This is a genomic window from Ciceribacter azotifigens, from assembly GCF_048159625.1.
Lineage (GTDB): Bacteria > Pseudomonadota > Alphaproteobacteria > Rhizobiales > Rhizobiaceae > Allorhizobium > Allorhizobium azotifigens.
Genome location: NZ_JBLQTA010000013.1, coordinates 47,526 through 64,796 on the forward strand (window position 1 = coordinate 47,526; position 17,271 = coordinate 64,796).

General features: G+C 60.2%; 13 protein-coding genes. 6 read left to right on the top strand and 7 right to left on the bottom strand.

Annotation, left to right across the window (positions count from 1 at the left end; translation table 11 throughout):
* The first annotated feature begins 11 nt into the window (after positions 1-11).
* Positions 12-1,400, top strand: coding sequence for an MFS transporter (locus ACM6UT_RS17195; protein WP_416798633.1), 1,389 nt, complete (start codon positions 12-14; stop codon positions 1,398-1,400).
* A 50-nt stretch (positions 1,401-1,450) separates the two neighbouring features.
* On the opposite strand, the gene purH is transcribed toward ACM6UT_RS17195, so the two are convergent.
* The 4 genes from purH to htpX form a co-directional block, all read right to left on the bottom strand.
* Positions 1,451-3,067 carry a bifunctional phosphoribosylaminoimidazolecarboxamide formyltransferase/IMP cyclohydrolase gene (gene purH / locus ACM6UT_RS17200; protein WP_416798571.1) on the bottom strand — a complete coding sequence of 539 codons (1,617 nt, stop codon included), beginning with the start codon at positions 3,065-3,067 and terminating at the stop codon, positions 1,451-1,453.
* Positions 3,068-3,162: 95 nt separating this feature from the next.
* On the bottom strand, positions 3,163-4,839 hold the full coding sequence (locus ACM6UT_RS17205; RefSeq protein ID WP_416798634.1) for a heparinase II/III family protein: 1,677 nt from the start codon (positions 4,837-4,839) through the stop codon (positions 3,163-3,165).
* A gap of 154 nt (positions 4,840-4,993) precedes the next feature.
* Complete coding sequence (locus ACM6UT_RS17210; RefSeq protein WP_416798572.1) at positions 4,994-6,400, bottom strand: RsmB/NOP family class I SAM-dependent RNA methyltransferase; 1,407 nt, start codon at positions 6,398-6,400, stop codon at positions 4,994-4,996.
* Positions 6,391-7,350: a zinc metalloprotease HtpX gene (htpX, locus tag ACM6UT_RS17215; RefSeq protein ID WP_416798573.1), complete on the bottom strand. Its 960-nt coding sequence runs from the start codon at positions 7,348-7,350 to the stop codon at positions 6,391-6,393. Before htpX ends, ACM6UT_RS17210 begins: the two co-directional genes overlap by 10 nt.
* Before the next feature lie 121 nt (positions 7,351-7,471).
* Between htpX and ACM6UT_RS17220 the strand changes: the two genes are divergently transcribed.
* Both ACM6UT_RS17220 and ACM6UT_RS17225 read left to right on the top strand, forming a co-directional pair.
* Complete coding sequence (locus ACM6UT_RS17220) at positions 7,472-7,702, top strand: DUF1674 domain-containing protein (protein WP_416798574.1); 231 nt, start codon at positions 7,472-7,474, stop codon at positions 7,700-7,702.
* Positions 7,703-7,754: 52 nt separating this feature from the next.
* Positions 7,755-8,201: a thermonuclease family protein gene (locus tag ACM6UT_RS17225; protein ID WP_416798575.1), complete on the top strand. Its 447-nt coding sequence runs from the start codon at positions 7,755-7,757 to the stop codon at positions 8,199-8,201.
* Between the two features lie 59 nt (positions 8,202-8,260).
* On the opposite strand, the gene acs is transcribed toward ACM6UT_RS17225, so the two are convergent.
* Positions 8,261-10,216, bottom strand: coding sequence for an acetate--CoA ligase (acs, locus tag ACM6UT_RS17230; RefSeq protein ID WP_416798576.1), 1,956 nt, complete (start codon positions 10,214-10,216; stop codon positions 8,261-8,263).
* A 236-nt stretch (positions 10,217-10,452) separates the two neighbouring features.
* Between acs and ACM6UT_RS17235 the strand changes: the two genes are divergently transcribed.
* The gene (locus ACM6UT_RS17235; RefSeq protein ID WP_416798577.1) at positions 10,453-11,154 is read left to right on the top strand and encodes a DUF1013 domain-containing protein; all 702 of its coding nucleotides are present in this window, start codon (positions 10,453-10,455) and stop codon (positions 11,152-11,154) included.
* An 87-nt stretch (positions 11,155-11,241) separates the two neighbouring features.
* On the opposite strand, the gene ACM6UT_RS17240 is transcribed toward ACM6UT_RS17235, so the two are convergent.
* Together ACM6UT_RS17240 and ACM6UT_RS17245 are read right to left on the bottom strand one after the other, a co-directional pair.
* Positions 11,242-13,149: a propionyl-CoA synthetase gene (locus tag ACM6UT_RS17240; protein WP_416798578.1), complete on the bottom strand. Its 1,908-nt coding sequence runs from the start codon at positions 13,147-13,149 to the stop codon at positions 11,242-11,244.
* 117 nt (positions 13,150-13,266) lie between these two features.
* Positions 13,267-13,926 carry a YggS family pyridoxal phosphate-dependent enzyme gene (locus ACM6UT_RS17245; protein ID WP_416798579.1) on the bottom strand — a complete coding sequence of 220 codons (660 nt, stop codon included), beginning with the start codon at positions 13,924-13,926 and terminating at the stop codon, positions 13,267-13,269.
* 200 nt (positions 13,927-14,126) lie between these two features.
* Here ACM6UT_RS17245 and leuS point away from each other — a divergent pair, with 200 nt between their 5' ends.
* Both leuS and ACM6UT_RS17255 read left to right on the top strand, forming a co-directional pair.
* Positions 14,127-16,754: a leucine--tRNA ligase gene (leuS, locus tag ACM6UT_RS17250; protein WP_416798580.1), complete on the top strand. Its 2,628-nt coding sequence runs from the start codon at positions 14,127-14,129 to the stop codon at positions 16,752-16,754.
* Positions 16,755-16,791: 37 nt separating this feature from the next.
* A complete protein-coding gene (locus ACM6UT_RS17255; protein WP_416798581.1) occupies positions 16,792-17,259 on the top strand; it encodes an LPS assembly lipoprotein LptE in 468 nt (155 codons plus the stop codon).
* Positions 17,260-17,271: the final 12 nt, after the last annotated feature.

Consider the following 17,271-nt stretch of genomic DNA (forward strand, 5'->3'; position numbering starts at 1 on the left):
TCGAAACGGAGATGCCGGCAGCGGGAACTGCAGAGGTGCCCGCCCGCGGAATTTTGGGCTGGATGCTGTTCGATTGGGCAGCCCAGCCCTTTTTTACGGTGGTGACGACGTTCATCTTCGGACCCTACTTCGTCTCGCGGATGACCTCCGACCCGGTCTCCGCCCAGGCGACATGGAGCAACACCGCGACGATCGCGTCGATCGTCATCGCCGTTCTCTCGCCTGTCCTCGGATCGATTGCCGATCAGTCCGGCAGCCGCAAGCCGTGGATTGCCTCCTTCGCGGTCATCAAGATCATCAGCCTCAGCTTGCTCTGGACCGCGGCCCCGGGCTCGCCGGTTGTCGTTCCCGTTATTCTGATCATTCTCGCCACGGTGTCGGCCGAGTTCTCCGTCGTCTTCAACGACTCCATGATGCCGCGGCTTGTTACGCCGCAGACGGTTGGCAGGATCTCCAACATCGCTTGGGGTCTTGGCTATCTCGGCGGGATCATCGTTCTCATCGCTGTGGTGACCCTGCTGGCAGCGAACCCGGAGACAGGAATGACGCTGATCGGCCGACCGCCACTTTTCGGACTGGATCCGGTTACCGGCGAGGATGCGCGCATCACGGGACCGATATCGGCTCTCTGGTATTTCGTCTTCATCCTGCCGATGTTCTTCTTCACCCCCGACGCGACCAAGGGCAAACCACTCCGCGAAGCCGTGAGAACCGGCTTGAGCGAACTCGGCAATACGCTTGGTGAACTGAGAGCGAGGGCCGGCCTCGCCCGGTTCCTGATCGGGCGCATGATCTATCAGGACGGTGTGAACGGCCTGCTGGTGCTCGGCGGTGTCTTTGCGGCAGCGATGTTCCAGTGGTCGACCATGGAAATCGGGCTCTACGGCATAATTCTGAACGTCGTCGCAATCTTCGGCTGCCTGGCAGCGGGTTCGATCGATCGGCGGTTCGGCTCGAAATTCACAGTGCTTCTCAGCCTCGTTCTGCTGATCGTCGCCACGTTCGGCATCATCTCGACCGGTCCGGGCTACACGCTCTTCGGCATCATCGATCTCTCCGCGATGTCCACACCCGGTATTTTCGGAACAGCCGCGGAGAAGACCTATATCCTGTTCGGCGTTCTTATCGGACTCGCCTTCGGCCCCGTTCAGGCCTCGTCGCGTTCTTACCTCGCCCGCAGTGTTCCCCCGAACGAAGCGGGGCGCTACTTCGGCATTTATGCACTGTCCGGACGCGTCACGAGTTTCATGGCCACCTTGAGCTTCTCGATGCTGACCTACTGGACCGGCTCGCCGCGAGTTGGCATGGCAAGCATTCTGATCTACCTCGGCGGGGGATTCATCATGCTGCTTGCCACGCCTTACCCGGCCGGCCGTAATCCGGCGGCCAGGCCAAAATAAAAGGAGCCCGGCCGAAGCCGGACTCCAAAATAGCGATACGGTTTCCGTGATCAGTGACGGAAGTGGCGAATACCGGTGAAGACCATCGCCACGCCATGTTCGTCGGCTGCTGCGATCACTTCCTCGTCGCGCATAGAACCACCTGGCTGGATGACAGCGGTCGCACCTGCCGCGATGGCAGCGAGCAAACCATCGGCAAAGGGATAGAAGGCCTCCGAGGCAACCGCCGACCCCCTCGTCAAAGGCTGTGCAAGGCCGAGTGCTTTGGCCGCGTCTTCGGCCTTCATTGCGGCGATACGGGCAGAATCGACGCGGCTCATCTGGCCTGCGCCGATACCCGCCGTCTGTCCGTCTTTCGCGTAGATCACCGCGTTCGACTTTACGTGCTTGGCGATCTTGAACGCGAATTTCATGTCTTCGAGTTCGGTCGGCGTCGGGGCGCGCCTGGTGACGACACGAAGGTCTAGATCTTCAACGACGACATTGTCGCGAGACTGGACCAACAACCCGCCGGAAACGGTCTTCGCCGTGATGCCAGCCGCCCGCGGATCGGGGAGGCGACCCGTCGTCAGGAGGCGAAGGTTTGCTTTCCGGGCGATGATCGCCTTGGCTTCTTCCGTGACATCGGGCGCAATGATCACCTCCGTGAAGAGCTTTACGATCTCTTCAGCTGTCGCGGCGTCAAGCGTCTGGTTGAGTGCGATGATGCCGCCGAAGGCCGAAACGGAATCGCAGGCGAGGGCGCGCTTGTAGGCATCGACGAGCGTCGAGCCAGTCGCAACGCCGCAGGGATTGGCATGCTTGATGATCGCGCAGGCCGGCCCATTTTCGGGCGCAAACTCGGCGACCAGCTCGAATGCCGCGTCGGTGTCGTTGATATTGTTGTAGGAGAGCTGCTTGCCTTGCAGCAGGGTAGCATTCGCGACGCCCGGGCGATCGTCGCCGGTGACGTAGAATGCTGCACTTTGATGCGGATTTTCACCGTAGCGCATCTTCTCCTTCAGAACGCCGCCGATGGTGCGATACATCGGAACATCGATCGAAAGGGCATCGGCAAACCAGTTGGAGATCATCGTATCGTAGGCAGCTGTCCGGGCGAAGGCCTTCGCCGCGAACTGCTGGCGAAGGGCGTAGCTCGTCTGGCAATCGTCGGACGTGAGCGCCGCAAGCAGAGGTTCGTAATCGGCAGGATCGGTAACGATCGTCACGTAGGCATGGTTCTTTGCAGACGCGCGGATCATCGCCGGTCCGCCGATGTCGATGTTCTCGACGGTCGTCGGATAGTCCCCGCCGGCGGCTCGAACCTCCTCGAACGGATAGAGATTGATGACGGTGAGGTCGATGGCTTCGATCCCATGCTCACGCATCGCCTGCTGGTGTTCGGCATCGTCGCGGATCGCGAGAAGACCGCCATGAACGCGCGGATGAAGCGTCTTCACCCGCCCATCCATGATTTCCGGGAATTCGGTAACGTCGGAGACGTCGGTCACCGGCAGGCCGGCACCGGCAATCGCCTTGTGAGTGCCGCCGGTCGACAGAAGTCGTACGCCCATGGCGTTGAGCGCTCGGGCCAGCTCGACGATGCCCGCCTTGTCTGAGACCGAGAGAAGAGCGGTCTTGATTTTGACCCGGTCGGGAGCGGGTATTTTCTTGGAAACGACGGCCATGGTTTCTGCTCCAATCTGATGGGCGTGCTGCGGCAGCGCGGAAGATAGCATGTGTGGCAGCCGCCTAGCACAGCTTGCAGCGAGAAGAAACCGGCCTAAGCCTTATGTGTGAGAAACCAGCGGATTTCCGGGCCCTCAAAGGCGATTTCAAGCTGTTCGGAGGAACGCGCACCCGATGCGTCGGCGAAAAAGACGTCCTCGCTAATAACCACCTCACCCGTCGGGACCGAGAAGACCCAAGTCTCACCGTCTGGAGCGATCAGATGCACAGCACGACCGTCCACCTGTTCAAGGCGCACCGCCGGATGGATATGGAAACGGCCGAGGCTTTCAGGTGGCGGTGCACTTTGCAGCGGCTCGCCATTCGCCAGCAGAAGGCGGTCACGCCCCGCGACCTTTGTGCCAGCCTCGTTCAACCGTAGTTCCCGCTCATGCCAAAGGCCGAAATTGAGCAGATAGCCGTTATGGCGGGCACAAAGCCGGTCGCTCCCGTCGGCTGCCGTTTGTCGTGTCACCTCGACGGCAGTCACGCCCGATACCATCAAAGGGCCGAGGAAGGGGGAGCGCGAAATCCTCGCCGAAGATGTCTCACCAACTGAAACTGTCGAATGCGCGGCGGTCGTCCGCGCGAGCTGACGCAGCTTCTCGCCAGCAAAGCGCGGCGAGCCACTGTTGACGATGAGACGATGGCGCCCTGAGGAAAACTCGAAGGAAAGACAGCCAGCATGGGCTGTCTTCGACAGCTCCGCCGATCGCGGATGGCCCGTGTCGACGAGGATGACGGCCGAACCACCGGCGAGCCTGTGATACTGCGAATGTGGCAACGACTTGAAAGGTTGCCCGGCGGTTTCGTCGTAACGCAGCACGGACATCAATTCGTTGGCGAGAATCGAGGTCGCACCGTTGAAAAGAGCGAGATCGCCGCTTCCGTGCCGAAAGAAGCGCACTGCTGGGTACATTCTGTCGATGGCCGGAATGAGTTTTACCGGTATGTCGTGGCCCAGATTGATATAGGTCTGACGCAGAGGCAGCAGATCGAACAGAAGGTCAACCGCCACGTTCGGGTTACGCGAAATATGCCCGCCGTCCGGCAGAATCTGTCGGTCCAGCTCCCGGTCGAGATGCCGCGCGGCTCGACGAACGGAAATGCCCCGCATCTGCATTGAAATGGAAGCCATCGCGAGCGCGATCCGGACTCTCAGTCTCGGCAACCCATCCGGTACGTGATCGGCTATCTGGTTGAGATAGCGAATCTGGAAGGCGAGGTTCCCGAGGAACCGTCGATAGAAGCCACCTTCAGCATCCTGGAGGACGACCGGCGAATGCGACAACCAGGCGATCACCCGCTGGGCGATCACGTCAGCGTCCCACGGCACTCCGCTGATGCGGGTGCCATGTAGTCGAATCCAGTCATCGACAATGGCCCGAGCATTGGCGCAGGCGCCCGGTGACTTGTCAGCACGGACGTGACGGAGCCAGGTGAAGGAATGCAGGCGGACCGCAAATGATGGTGAAGGCGCCTCGAGATCGAAGGGCGACCGGTCATCCGCATCCAGGACCTTTCCCGCGAGCGGAAAGCGCCGAACAAGGATTTCTTCGGCAACGAACGGGTCGACGATCCTGAGGTCAGTGGGTGCGACGATCAGACGACCGGACCCCGCACCTGCAAAGCGCAAGGCTGAGACGTGGCCGATCGCGATTTGTCGGGAGATCCGTCTCCATGCTTCACGGAGGTAAAGATAGACCAGTCTTTGGCGTTCCGTGAATCGCATTGTTTTTCCATGACAGCGCGGCCGCACCGAAATCGAACGAAGAACGGGTCTCACCGTTTCGTACCCACGAAATGCATGCGCATGAACGACCCGCGCGCCGAGCGATTTAGTCGTTATCAGCCGGATGATGGCAATGATTTTGGTAAATATTCCGTTAATCTCGCGAGAGAACGCAGGCGTAGAACCCGTCGAGCCCACCTTCCGTGCCTTCCGGTCTCAGCATTGCCGGCGTGGTTCGCAACTCCCCGAGTGGAGTTACAGCTTCCGCCAGCCCCGGCCAGTCGGCAGCAAGGATCGGCTCCCGGCGATAGCCGGGCGTGTCCGCAAGGACGCGTGCGACAACCTCCTCTCCCTCGGAAGGATCGAGCGAGCAGTTCGAGAAAACGAGACGGCCGCCGCGACGCACCAGCGTCAGGGCATGGCGGAGAAGCGTCTCCTGCAGACTGGCGAGTTTTGCGACGTCCTCCGGGCCTTTGGTCCAGAGCACGTCAGGGTGCCGCCGCGCCGTACCCGTTGACGAGCAGGGGGCATCAAGCAAGACGCCGTCGAAGAGTTCGGATGGCCGGAAGTCGAGCAGATTGACGTTCACGCATTCGCACTCGAGATGCAGGCGGGCCAGATTACCTTTCAGCCGCCGCATGCGGTTTGCCGACTGCTCGACCGCAGTGACGGTGGCTCCGGCCTGTATAAGCTGTGCCGTCTTGCCGCCGGGTGCCGCACAGAGATCTGCCACCCGCTTTCCCGAGATCTCGCCAAGAAGCCGGGCCGGCAAAGCGGCCGCAGCATCCTGCACCCACCATTCGCCGTCGACGAAACCTTCGAGCGTCGGAATTCCACCGCGGAATCCGGTGAGGCGCACACTGCCCGTCGGAAGGACATATCCGTTAAGCCGCTCGGCCCAGACCTCCGGATCGCTCTTCACTGTGATATCGATAGGCGCGGGGCGGCCTTGGGCTTCCGCGATCTGCGCCGCCGCATCCGCACCGTATACCGCAGCAAGACGATCGAAGAACCATTTCGGCGTAGAAGGAAGCGATGCAACACTCGCGAGGCGCACCGCCTTCTCTCTCCCCAACCGGCGCAGAACGGCATTGACGAGCTTTGCAAAGCGCCTGTTGCGAGGATCCCGTGTCGCCTGTTCGACGGCAAGATCGACGGCAGAATGGTCGGGGACGTCGAGATACAGCATCTGCGTTATCGCGACCACGAACAAGTGGTGTAAGGAACGGGCGCCTTCCGGCAACGGGGAGTCGAGAAGCGACGAAAGAATCGCTTCGATGCGCGGCAAATGCCTGAGCGCAGCCTGCGATATCGCCCGAACCAGGGCACGATCCGGCTCGCTGAGCGTTCTGTACGCCGGATTGCCGTGCTCCGCATCCAGCATACCGTCCAGCGGTGTCCGGCGATCGACCACAGCCGCAAGGATTTTGGCAGCCGCTATTCTCGCGTCTAGCCCGGCTTTGTCTTCCAAAGCAGATCGGCGACGATCAGGATGGCTGTCCTTGTTTCTTGCCTTGCCGACTTTGGCTTTCTTGTTCTTGTCTCTGTCGTTCAAGACCACGGTCCCTTGGGCGGTTGCGAACCAACGCGGCGACGCCCGATATCCGGAACAGAGCGCGACCTGCGGCTCGGCTTAACAGCGGAATCGGACCACGTCGATACCGGCCCCGTGCTTTCCGCCATCCGCATCAGCTCCGCGATGCGGTTCTCCGTGTTTGGATGGGTCGAGAAAAGGTTGTCCATGCGTTCGCCGCTCAGGGGATTGATAATGAACATATGCGCCGTCGCAGGATTACGTTCGGCATCGTCATTGACGATCCGGGCGCTGTCGTTCGCAATCTTGCGCAGGGCGGACGCAAGCCAGCGGGGATCGCCGCAGATTTCGGCACCACGACGGTCCGCGGCATATTCGCGGGTACGGCTGATCGCCATCTGAACCAACATGGCGGCAAGCGGAGCGACAATCATTGTAACGAGCAGTCCGACAGCTCCGAGCGGGTTATTCTCGTCGCGGCGGCCGCCGAAGAAGAAGGCGAAATTACCGAGCATGGAGATAGCGCCGGCGAGCGTCGCCGTGATCGTCATGGTCAGCGTGTCACGGTTCTCGACGTGCGCAAGCTCGTGCGCCATGACACCGGCCACTTCTTCCGGAGCCAGGCGGTTCAGAAGGCCGGTTGAGGCGGCTACGGCCGCGTTCTGTGGATTGCGTCCGGTGGCAAACGCGTTCGGCTGCGGACTGTCGAAAACATAGACGCGCGGCATCGGCAGACTCGCCCGGTGCGCCAGGTCCCGGATGATCCGGAAGAATTCCGGGGCATTATTCTCGTCGATCTCCTGTGCCCGGTAAGCGGCGAGCACCATTCGGTCGGAGTTCCAATAGGAAAAGAAGTTCATGCCGGCGGCGATCATCAGCGCGATAATCATGCCGCTCTGACCACCTATCAGGTAGCCGACGCCCATGAACAGCGCCGTCATAAACGCAAGCAGCATCGCGGTGCGCATGAAGTTCATATTTCACTCCTCAGACTCTCTGCAGTTGGACATCGCTCGCTGCAGCGGCTACATTATGATTTAAAATTTCGGCGGGCGATTTCAATGTGTCGTGCGCCGACACATCCGGATACGAACGGACATGACACCCTTGCAAGACCAGCAGCATCCCTCCTCAGACAACAGCCCCACTTTGGAACATCCAGTGAAGAAAGAGCTCTCTGCCGCGGCCATACGTGCGCTGAAAGAGGCCGAGGAAAGGCGCCGCAGTGAAGCTACGGTCGAACCCGCAAAGGAGATCGGCGGACGAGGCGGCCCTGATCCCGCACGTTTTGGCGATTGGGAGATCAAGGGGCGTGCGATCGACTTCTGATATGGAATAAATACCTATTGTCGGCGCACGGAAACCGGAATATATTCCTTCTATGCGCTCGACTTACCTTCCCTCTCTCCTGTTCCTGGTCGCCGTATCAATTGGGCATCCAGCGGCTGCTTCCGAGGATCATTTGATCTCAGGGCCTGTGGAAGCAAAGCTCATTCGCGTCATCGATGGAGATACGCTTCTGGTCAGTGCCGCTCCGTGGCCAGAACATAGTATCGAGACATACGTCAGGTTGCGTGGAATTGACGCACCGGAACTGCACGCGAAGTGCGAAGCGACCCGCTTTGCCGCACAGCAGGCGCGAGATGCGCTCTCTGCCCTCGTCCCCGCCAAGGTCGCGCTGCTCTCAATTTCGGGCGACAAATATTATGGCCGGGTGTTGGCCGACATTCGTCTTGAGGACGGCCGAAGTGTCGCGGACGTCTTGCTCGCCTCCGGGCTTGTGGAGTCATATGACGGCGGCCGAAAAGCTCCCCACCGCTGCAACTGAACAAAACAAAAGGCCGCTCCATGATGCCATGGAGCGGCCTCTTGCCATTCTCATCTTAATTACTGACCGTTACGATTCTGACGGTTGGCGATCAGGTCGTCGACGACACCCGGATCCGCCAAGGTCGACGTATCGCCGAGGGAGCCAAAATCGTCCTCGGCAATCTTGCGCAAAATGCGCCGCATGATCTTGCCGGAGCGAGTTTTCGGCAATCCCGGTGCAAACTGGATCTTGTCCGGCGTGGCGATCGGACCGATTTCCGCGCGCACATGCTTGAGGAGATCCTGACGCAGCGCATCGTCGCCAGCATGATCCGCCATCAACGTGACGTAGCAATAGATACCCTGCCCCTTGATCGGGTGGGGATAGCCGACAACAGCAGCCTCCGAAACCAGATGATGAGACACAAGGGCGGATTCCACTTCCGCCGTGCCGAGTCGGTGACCCGACACGTTGAGAACGTCGTCAACGCGTCCGGTGATCCAATAGTAACCGTCCTCGTCGCGGCGGCAGCCGTCGCCGGTAAAGTACTTGCCCTTATACGTGGAGAAGTAGGTCTGTGCGAACCGGTGATGATCGCCATAAATCGATCGCGCTTGCCCCGGCCAGCTGTCGACGATGCAGAGATTGCCGTCGGCGGCTCCTTCGAGCACGTTGCCCTCATTGTCGACAAGCTGCGGCTTGATCCCGAAGAACGGACGCGTCGCGGAGCCGGGCTTGAGGTCCGTCGCACCCGGCAGCGGCGTGATCAGGATGCCACCCGTTTCCGTCTGCCACCAGGTATCCACGATCGGGCAACGCTCGTCACCCACCACGTTGTAGTACCACTCCCACGCTTCCGGATTGATCGGCTCGCCCACCGACCCCAGCAGGCGGAGGCTCGAACGGCTCGAACGCTGCACGAAATGATCGCCGGCGCCCATCAGCGAGCGGATAGCCGTCGGAGCGGTGTAGAAGACGTTCACCTTGTGCTTGTCGATCACTTCCCAGAAGCGGCCCTGATCGGGAAAATTCGGCACGCCTTCGAACATCAGCGTCGTCGCACAGTTCGCGAGCGGCCCGTACACGATGTAGGAGTGGCCTGTCACCCAACCGACGTCCGCCGTACACCAATAGATCTCGCCGTCCTTGTAATCGAACACGTATTCGTGCGTCATCGCGGCGTAGACGAGATAGCCGCCGGTCGTATGTACCACGCCCTTCGGCTTCCCAGTCGAACCGGAGGTATAGAGAATGAAGAGGGGATCCTCAGCCCGCATTTTGACCGGCGGGCAGTCAGGCTTCACCTTGGCAATTTCCTGGTGATACCAGAGGTCGCGGCCCGGAGCCCACTCGATCTTGCCGCCGGTCCGGCGAACGACCAGGACTTTGTTGACGATGACGAACTGCTTCGCGGCGATATCGATCGCGGTATCCGTGTTCTCTTTCAGTGGCACCGGTTTGCCACCACGAAGGCCCTCGTCGCATGTGATGACGAAGGTCGACTCGCAGTCGACGATACGGCCGGCCAGCGCTTCTGGTGAGAACCCACCGAAGACCACGGAGTGTACGGCGCCGATGCGGGCGCAGGCCAGCATGGCATAAGCCGCTTCCGGAATCATCGGCATATAGATGGTGACGCGATCACCCTTCTTGACGCCGTTGGCCTTCAGCACGTTTGCAAGGCGGCAAACCTGTTCGTATAATTGATTATAAGTGATTTTCTTGTCGATATACGGGTTGTCACCTTCCCAGATGATTGCCGTGCGCTCGCCGTGGGTTTTCAGGTGACGATCGATACAATTGTACGAAACGTTCGTCAGGCCGTCTTCATACCACTTGATCGAAACCTTGCCCTTGAACGTCGTATTCTTGACCTTCGTGTATGGTTTGAACCAATCAATTCTCTTGCCGTGCTTATCCCAGAACTTCTCCGGATCCTCGGTGCTCTCCTCATACCACTTCCGGTATTTTTCGTTGTCGACCAAGGCTCGGCTCTTCGCCGCCTTTAGGACCGGATAGATTTTGGCTGACATGAACTCCTCCTCATGTAGAAACGCCAACTGGTCTGGACGCCGAACTCCCGTTTTCGGCCGTATGTGCTACATTCATAGCAGGTCATACAGACCCAGCAATTAGACAAAGGTCATCCGTTTTAGGAAGAATTGCAATTGCCGTTTAATGAGGGTATACAGCTCATTATTCTCCGGAAATTGTGGTTGATACCCACGGCCCGCGGCCCCCGGCGCGGACGCAAAGAAGGACTATTTCCATGGCTCAGACATTGCTCATGCCAAAGGCAACGGCCGTATGGCTGGTCGATAACACGGCATTGTCATTCGATCAGATCGCACAGTTCTGCAAGCTTCACCCACTTGAGGTCAAAGCCATTGCAGACGGCGAAGCAGCGCAAGGCATCAAGGGCCTAGACCCGATCGCAACCGGGCAGCTTTCCCGTGAAGAGATTGGCCGCGCCGAAGCGGATCCGAACCACAAGCTGAAGCTGCAGGAGCCGAAGGTACGCGTTCCGGATTCCAAGCGTCGTGGCCCCCGCTACACGCCCGTCTCCAAGCGGCAGGATCGGCCGAACGCCATTCTCTGGCTCGTGCGAAACCATCCTGAGTTGAAGGATGCGCAGATTTCGCGGCTGGTCGGTACCACCAAGAGCACGATTGAACAGATTCGTGACCGGACCCACTGGAACTCGGCGAACCTCTCGCCGATGGACCCGGTCACCCTTGGCCTCTGCAGTCAGATCGATCTCGACATGGAAGTTGAGAAGGCCTCGAAGGGCCGGCCGCTACCAACCGCTGCCGAACTCGGAGCAACCCTCCAGTCGGCGACAGAGACCGAAAACCTCGGCTATGACTTCTCTCAGGACGAGGAGAAGGAAATTGACGCCAATGCGGTTTTCGCCAAGTTGAAATCGCTGAAGTCGGACCGCAAGGACGACGACGAAGACGATCTCTACTGAGCTGCTTCTGTCTGCTGATACTTCAAAGCCCCGCGATTCGCGGGGCTTTTTGTTTTTGCAACGTCGCTGTCACGACGGCACTACCGCTCAACCATGACCGTGCTGTCGGAGGACGGTGCTGATCTCATCGAGAATAGCGGGATCGTCGATCGTAGCCGGCATCTTCCAGGGCAGCCCGTCCGCGATCTTCTGCATTGTCCCGCGCAGAATTTTGCCGGATCGGGTCTTCGGCAGGCGCTCGACCTGCATCACGGTCTTGAACGCTGCCACCGGGCCGATCTCGTCTCGGACAAGCTGAACGACCTCGCGCTGTATGGCCGCGAAGTCACGCGAGACATTGTTCTTCAACACCAGAAAGCCGCAAGGGATCTGCCCCTTGAGGTCGTCGGCGATACCGATGACCGCGCATTCGGCGACATCCGGGTGCATGGCGCAGACCTCTTCCATCGCACCCGTAGAAAGACGGTGACCGGCACAGTTGATGATGTCGTCCGTACGGGCCATCACGAAGACGTAGCCATCGTCATCAACGATCCCCGCGTCAGCGGTCTTGTAGTACCCCGGGAACTCCTCGAGACAGGAGGAACGGAAACGTTCCTCCGCATTCCAGAAGGTGACCAGGCAACCGGGAGGCAGAGGAAGCTTCACGACAATATTGCCGAGCGTCCCTTTGGGCACCGGGTGCCCGGCATCGTCGAGCACGTCGATCGCATATCCGGGCATCGCCACGGTAGGAGAGCCGTATTTAACCGGCAGAAGGTCGAGGCCTGCGGGATTGGCTGCCATCGGCCAACCGGTTTCCGTCTGCCACCAGTGATCGATCACCGGAACCTCAAGCATCTTCTCCGCCCATTTGATGGTTTCGGGGTCGGCGCGTTCGCCGGCAAGAAACAACGAACGGAGACAAGAGAGATCGTAGCGCCGGATATGGTCGCCATCGGGGTCATCACGACGTATGGCACGGAAGGCGGTCGGCGCTGTGAACAGCGCCTTTACGTCGTGCTCGGAAACAACACGCCAGAAGGTCCCGGCATCGGGCGTGCCGATCGGCTTGCCTTCGAAAATTACCGTCGTGTTTCCAGCAAGAAGAGGCGCATAGACAATGTAGGAATGACCGACGACCCAGCCGATGTCCGACGCTGCCCAGAAGACTTCGCCGGGGGCGACTCCGTATATGTTTTCCATCGTCCACTGTAGCGCAACCATGTGCCCGCCGTTGTCGCGAACGACGCCCTTCGGTTGCCCCGTCGTGCCCGACGTATAAAGAACGTAGAGCGGCTCGGTCGCGAGCACCGGTTCACACCGGATATCGGTACCGTTCGCGCGCTCGATTTCGACAGCCTTGGCAAAGTCGACGTCACCATGCTCGTACCGGAGCGGGGCATGTAACTGTTCGCGTTGCAAAACGAAGCAATATTCGGGCTTTACCTGCGCCATGTCGATCGCGTGGTCGAGAAGTGGCTTGTACGGCACGATACGCCCAGGCTCGAGACCGCAGCTCGCGCTGATGATAACTTTCGCCTTCGAATCGTCGATACGGGTGGCAAGTTCATGTGCAGCAAAGCCGCCGAACACAACCGAATGAATGGCGCCCAGCCGCGCACAGGCGAGCATGGAGAAAACCGCTTCCGGGATCATCGGCATATAGATGATGACGCGATCACCTTTGGTCACGCCATGGTTTCTGAGGACGGCGGCGATCGCCGTCACTTCCGTCAGCACCTCGTTATAGGTGAAGCTTCTCTTCTCGCCCGTCATCGGGCTATCGTAGATGACGGCAGCCTGGTCGCCGCGGCCAGCAGCAACGTGCCGATCGAGACAGTTATGGCAGGTGTTCGTCTCCGCGCCCACGAACCAGCGACCATAGGCGCCCATGCCCGGGTCGAACACCTTGTCGGCAGGGCGAAACCAGTCGATCTTGGCCGCTTGCTCTTCCCAGAACGCTTCCGGATCACGCTCCCACGAGCGATAGGTATCCAGGTACTTGCTCTCCATGACGTCCTCCCGAACCAACTCTTTGCAAGATTGGCGGGATATTAGGCAGGTGCTCGCAAGCTGGAAAGTCAGACGAAAGCCTATGGCGCGCGCAGATCCGCGGACGCTGGGGAAAGGCTACCGCGTGCCGAAGATCGCGGATCCCACCCGAACGCTGGTCGCGCCGAATTCGATAGCAGTCTCGAACTCGCCCGACATTCCCATGGAGAGCTTGCGCAGACCACACTCATCGGCGAGCTTTGCGAGCAGCGCGAAATGCGGTCCAGGATTCTCCGCAGCCGGCGGAATGCACATGAGTCCCTCGACGGTCATGCCGAGTTCCTGGGTACACAAGTGGACGAATTTGACGGTCTCGTCGGGTGCGATGCCTGCCTTCTGTGGTTCGAGCCCGGTGTTCACCTGGACATAAAACCGCAGCGAGCGCCCCTGCCGTTTCGTTTCCTCACTCAGGACACGGGCAATCTTCTCCCGATCGACCGTCTCGATGACGTCGAAGAGTGCCACGGCATCTGCAGTCTTGTTGGACTGCAGCGGCCCGATGAGATGCAGTTCGATCCCGGCGGTCTCGGCCTTGAGTTGCGGCCACTTCTGTTGCGCCTCCTGCACACGATTCTCGCCGAACACTCTCTGGCCACTGGCGATCACCGCGCGAATCACCTCAACTGGGAAGGTCTTCGATACCGCGACGAGTTGCACCGAATCCGGCTCACGACCTGCCCTTCTCGCCGCCGAAGCGACGCGATCCACCACGCTGTCCAGCTGCTCTGCGACTGTCATTTCTGTCCTTCCGGTCAATCGACTCACGACTGATATAATCACCCTTGCTGCCCCCGCGACGCAAGCTGCTTCGATGGCAACCTGCAGGGGAGTATCGGGCGGAGCTTTCCGCCCACCGAAGTGCCCGGAAAACTTGACGCTTGAGCGGTTTCGTGGTGAAGGTCACCCCAACTCTCCCTGATTTTCCGGAAATGCGACAAATGGCTACCGAACGTTACAATCCGCGCGACGCCGAACCACGTTGGCAGGCGAAATGGTCCGAAGCTGGCGTTTTCGTCACGGACAACAACGACAGGCGCGAGAAATACTACGTGCTAGAGATGTTCCCGTATCCGTCGGGACGCATTCACATGGGCCATGTGCGCAACTACACCATGGGCGACGTCGTTGCCCGCTACAAGCGCGCCCGCGGCTATAATGTGTTGCACCCGATGGGTTGGGACGCATTCGGCATGCCGGCCGAGAACGCGGCGATGCAGAACAAAGTTCATCCGAAGGACTGGACCTATCAGAACATCGCGGCAATGCGCGGCCAGCTGAAGTCGATGGGTCTTTCGCTGGACTGGTCGCGGGAATTCGCGACCTGCGACGTCGACTACTACCATCGGCAGCAATATCTGTTCCTCGACATGATGGAGAAGGGGCTGGTCTACCGCAAACAGTCAAAGGTCAACTGGGATCCGGTCGACCAGACCGTGCTCGCCAACGAGCAGGTGATCGAAGGCCGCGGCTGGCGTTCGGGTGCTCTCGTCGAACAGCGCGAACTGACGCAGTGGTTCTTCAAGATCACCGACTTCAGCCAGGACCTGCTGGACGCGCTCGACACACTTGACCAGTGGCCGGAGAAAGTGCGGCTGATGCAGAAGAACTGGATCGGGCGTTCCGAAGGCCTGACGCTGCGCTGGGAGATAGCCGGCGCCGCGCCGGCCGGGCATTCCGAGATCACCGTCTACACCACACGTCCCGACACGCTGTTCGGCGCCTCGTTCCTGGCGATTGCCGCCGATCATCCGCTGGCCAAAGTCGTTGCCGAGGGCAATGCCGAAATCGCCGCCTTCTGCGAGGAATGCCGCCGGGCCGGCACCTCGCTCGCCGCGCTGGAGACGGCCGACAAGAAGGGAATCGATACAGGTATAAAGGTTCGCCATCCCTTCGATCCCACCTGGGAGCTGCCGGTCTACGTCGCCAATTTCGTGCTGATGGAATACGGCACCGGCGCGATCTTCGGATGCCCGTCCGGCGACCAGCGCGACCTCGACTTCGCCCGCAAGTATGATCTGCCGGTCGTGCCGGTGGTTATGCCGAAGGACGGCGACGCTGCGACCTTCACGGTCGGCGACGCCGCCTATGACGGAGACGGCGTGATGATAAATTCGCGCTTCCTCGACGGTCTCGACACAGAGGCGGCCTTCAAGGTGGTCGCGGACCAGCTGTCTTCGACCATGCTGGGCAATGCACCGCAGGGCGAACGCAAGGTGCAGTTCCGCTTGCGCGACTGGGGCATTTCTCGGCAGCGTTACTGGGGCTGCCCGATTCCGGTCATCCACTGCGACGACTGCGGCGTCGTTCCGGTGCCCAAAAAGGACCTCCCGGTCAAGCTGCCGGACGACGTGACTTTCGACGTGCCCGGCAATCCGCTCGACCGTCATCCTACCTGGCGTCATGTCGCCTGTCCGAACTGCGGCAAGGACGCACGCCGGGAGACTGACACTATGGATACTTTCGTCGATTCAAGCTGGTATTTCGCTCGCTTCACCGCGCCGTGGGAGAACCGTCCGACGGATCCATCGGCGGCCGACCATTGGTTGCCGGTCGACCAATATATCGGCGGCATCGAGCACGCGATCCTGCACCTGCTCTATTCTCGCTTCTTCACCCGCGCCATGCGCGAGACCGGTCACGTGAACCTTAGCGAACCCTTCAAGGGCCTGTTCACCCAAGGCATGGTGGTGCACGAGACATATAAGCTCGGTTCCGGCGCGCAGGGCCAGTGGGTAGCACCCGCCGACATCCGCATCGAAGAGGTCAACGGTACCCGTCGTGCCGCTCTGGTCGCTACCGGCGAAGAGGTCACGATTGGCTCAATCGAGAAGATGTCCAAGTCGAAGAAAAATGTAGTCGACCCGGACGACATCATCGCCTCCTACGGCGCCGATACGGCGCGCTTCTTTGTGCTTTCAGATTCTCCGCCCGATCGCGACGTCATCTGGTCGGAATCGGGGGTGGAAGGCGCACATCGTTTTGTACAACGAGCATGGCGTCTGATTTCCGAAGCTTCCGAGCAAATGGGCGACTGTGACGCGAATCCGGCTAAGGAGGGAGGGGGGCTCGCCGTATCGCAAATCGCGCACAAGACCCTGAAGGCGGTTGAAGCCGACTATGACAAGCTCGCCTTCAATAAGGCCGTTGCACGTATCTACGAGTTCGTGAACGCGCTCGCAGCCCCGCTGACGAGAGTAGCGGCCGGTGGTGCCGACCGGGCCTACGTTGCTGCGGTCAAGGACGGCGCGAACATCCTCGTCCACCTGATCGCTCCGATGACACCGCATTTGGCTGAAGAATGCTGGAGGGCCCTCGGCAATCCGGGCATGGTCGCCCAGGCGCCGTGGCCGACATACGATCCTGACCTGGTCACCGAGAACGAAATTGTTCTGCCGGTGCAGGTCAACGGAAAGAAGCGCGCGGAATTGACAATCGCGCGTGAGGCGGATCAAACTGCGGTGCAGAATGCGGTCCTCGCCCTTGATACCGTCAAGGCCGCCTTGAACGGGCAGGTGCCGAAGAAAATCATCGTGGTACCTCAGAGGATCGTCAACATTGTTGTCTGAACGCATCGCTCGTCCGTTCCGAAGGATTTTGCTTGGTTTGAGCGTGGCAACGGCTCTCGCCGGCTGCCAGGTTCGTCCGTTGCATGACGGAGCGGCGGGCAGGGCGGAGAGCCTGGCGGCGATCGCCTACTCAGAGGCCGACAGCCGCGTCGGCCAGGAGGTCCGCAATCAGCTGGTGTTCCTTACCGGCGGAGGCGCCGGAGAGCCGGAGAATCCGCAGTACGCGGTCGACATGAAGGTCGAGTCGAAGACAATGGGCGTACTTCTCGAGCAGTCTTCAGACGTTCCGAAAGCGGGACGCGTCATTGTCTCCGCTGACTATACGCTCACGCGTGCCTCGGATGGAACGGTCCTGCGTACCGGTCGTCGCCAGATCGTTGCACCGGTTGACTATCCCGAGCAGGAATTTGCCAAACTACGCGCGATCCGCGATGCGGAAGACAGGGGCGCCCATCAGTTGGCCGAGCTTATTCGCGCCGACATTGCGACGATCATCGGGCGCTGAGCAGGCGGCGCG

Excerpts from the sequence above, each read along its gene's own strand:
- ACM6UT_RS17195 (WP_416798633.1), top strand. The coding sequence starts at position 12 with ATGCCGGCAGCGGGAACTGCAGAGGTGCCCGCCCGCGGAATTTTGGGC.
- purH (WP_416798571.1), bottom strand. The coding sequence starts at position 3,067 with ATGGCCGTCGTTTCCAAGAAAATACCCGCTCCCGACCGGGTCAAAATC.
- ACM6UT_RS17205 (WP_416798634.1), bottom strand. The coding sequence starts at position 4,839 with ATGCGATTCACGGAACGCCAAAGACTGGTCTATCTTTACCTCCGTGAA.
- htpX (WP_416798573.1), bottom strand. The coding sequence starts at position 7,350 with ATGAACTTCATGCGCACCGCGATGCTGCTTGCGTTTATGACGGCGCTG.
- ACM6UT_RS17220 (WP_416798574.1), top strand. The coding sequence starts at position 7,472 with ATGACACCCTTGCAAGACCAGCAGCATCCCTCCTCAGACAACAGCCCC.
- ACM6UT_RS17225 (WP_416798575.1), top strand. The coding sequence starts at position 7,755 with ATGCGCTCGACTTACCTTCCCTCTCTCCTGTTCCTGGTCGCCGTATCA.
- acs (WP_416798576.1), bottom strand. The coding sequence starts at position 10,216 with ATGTCAGCCAAAATCTATCCGGTCCTAAAGGCGGCGAAGAGCCGAGCC.
- ACM6UT_RS17235 (WP_416798577.1), top strand. The coding sequence starts at position 10,453 with ATGGCTCAGACATTGCTCATGCCAAAGGCAACGGCCGTATGGCTGGTC.
- ACM6UT_RS17240 (WP_416798578.1), bottom strand. The coding sequence starts at position 13,149 with ATGGAGAGCAAGTACCTGGATACCTATCGCTCGTGGGAGCGTGATCCG.
- ACM6UT_RS17245 (WP_416798579.1), bottom strand. The coding sequence starts at position 13,926 with ATGACAGTCGCAGAGCAGCTGGACAGCGTGGTGGATCGCGTCGCTTCG.
- leuS (WP_416798580.1), top strand. The coding sequence starts at position 14,127 with ATGGCTACCGAACGTTACAATCCGCGCGACGCCGAACCACGTTGGCAG.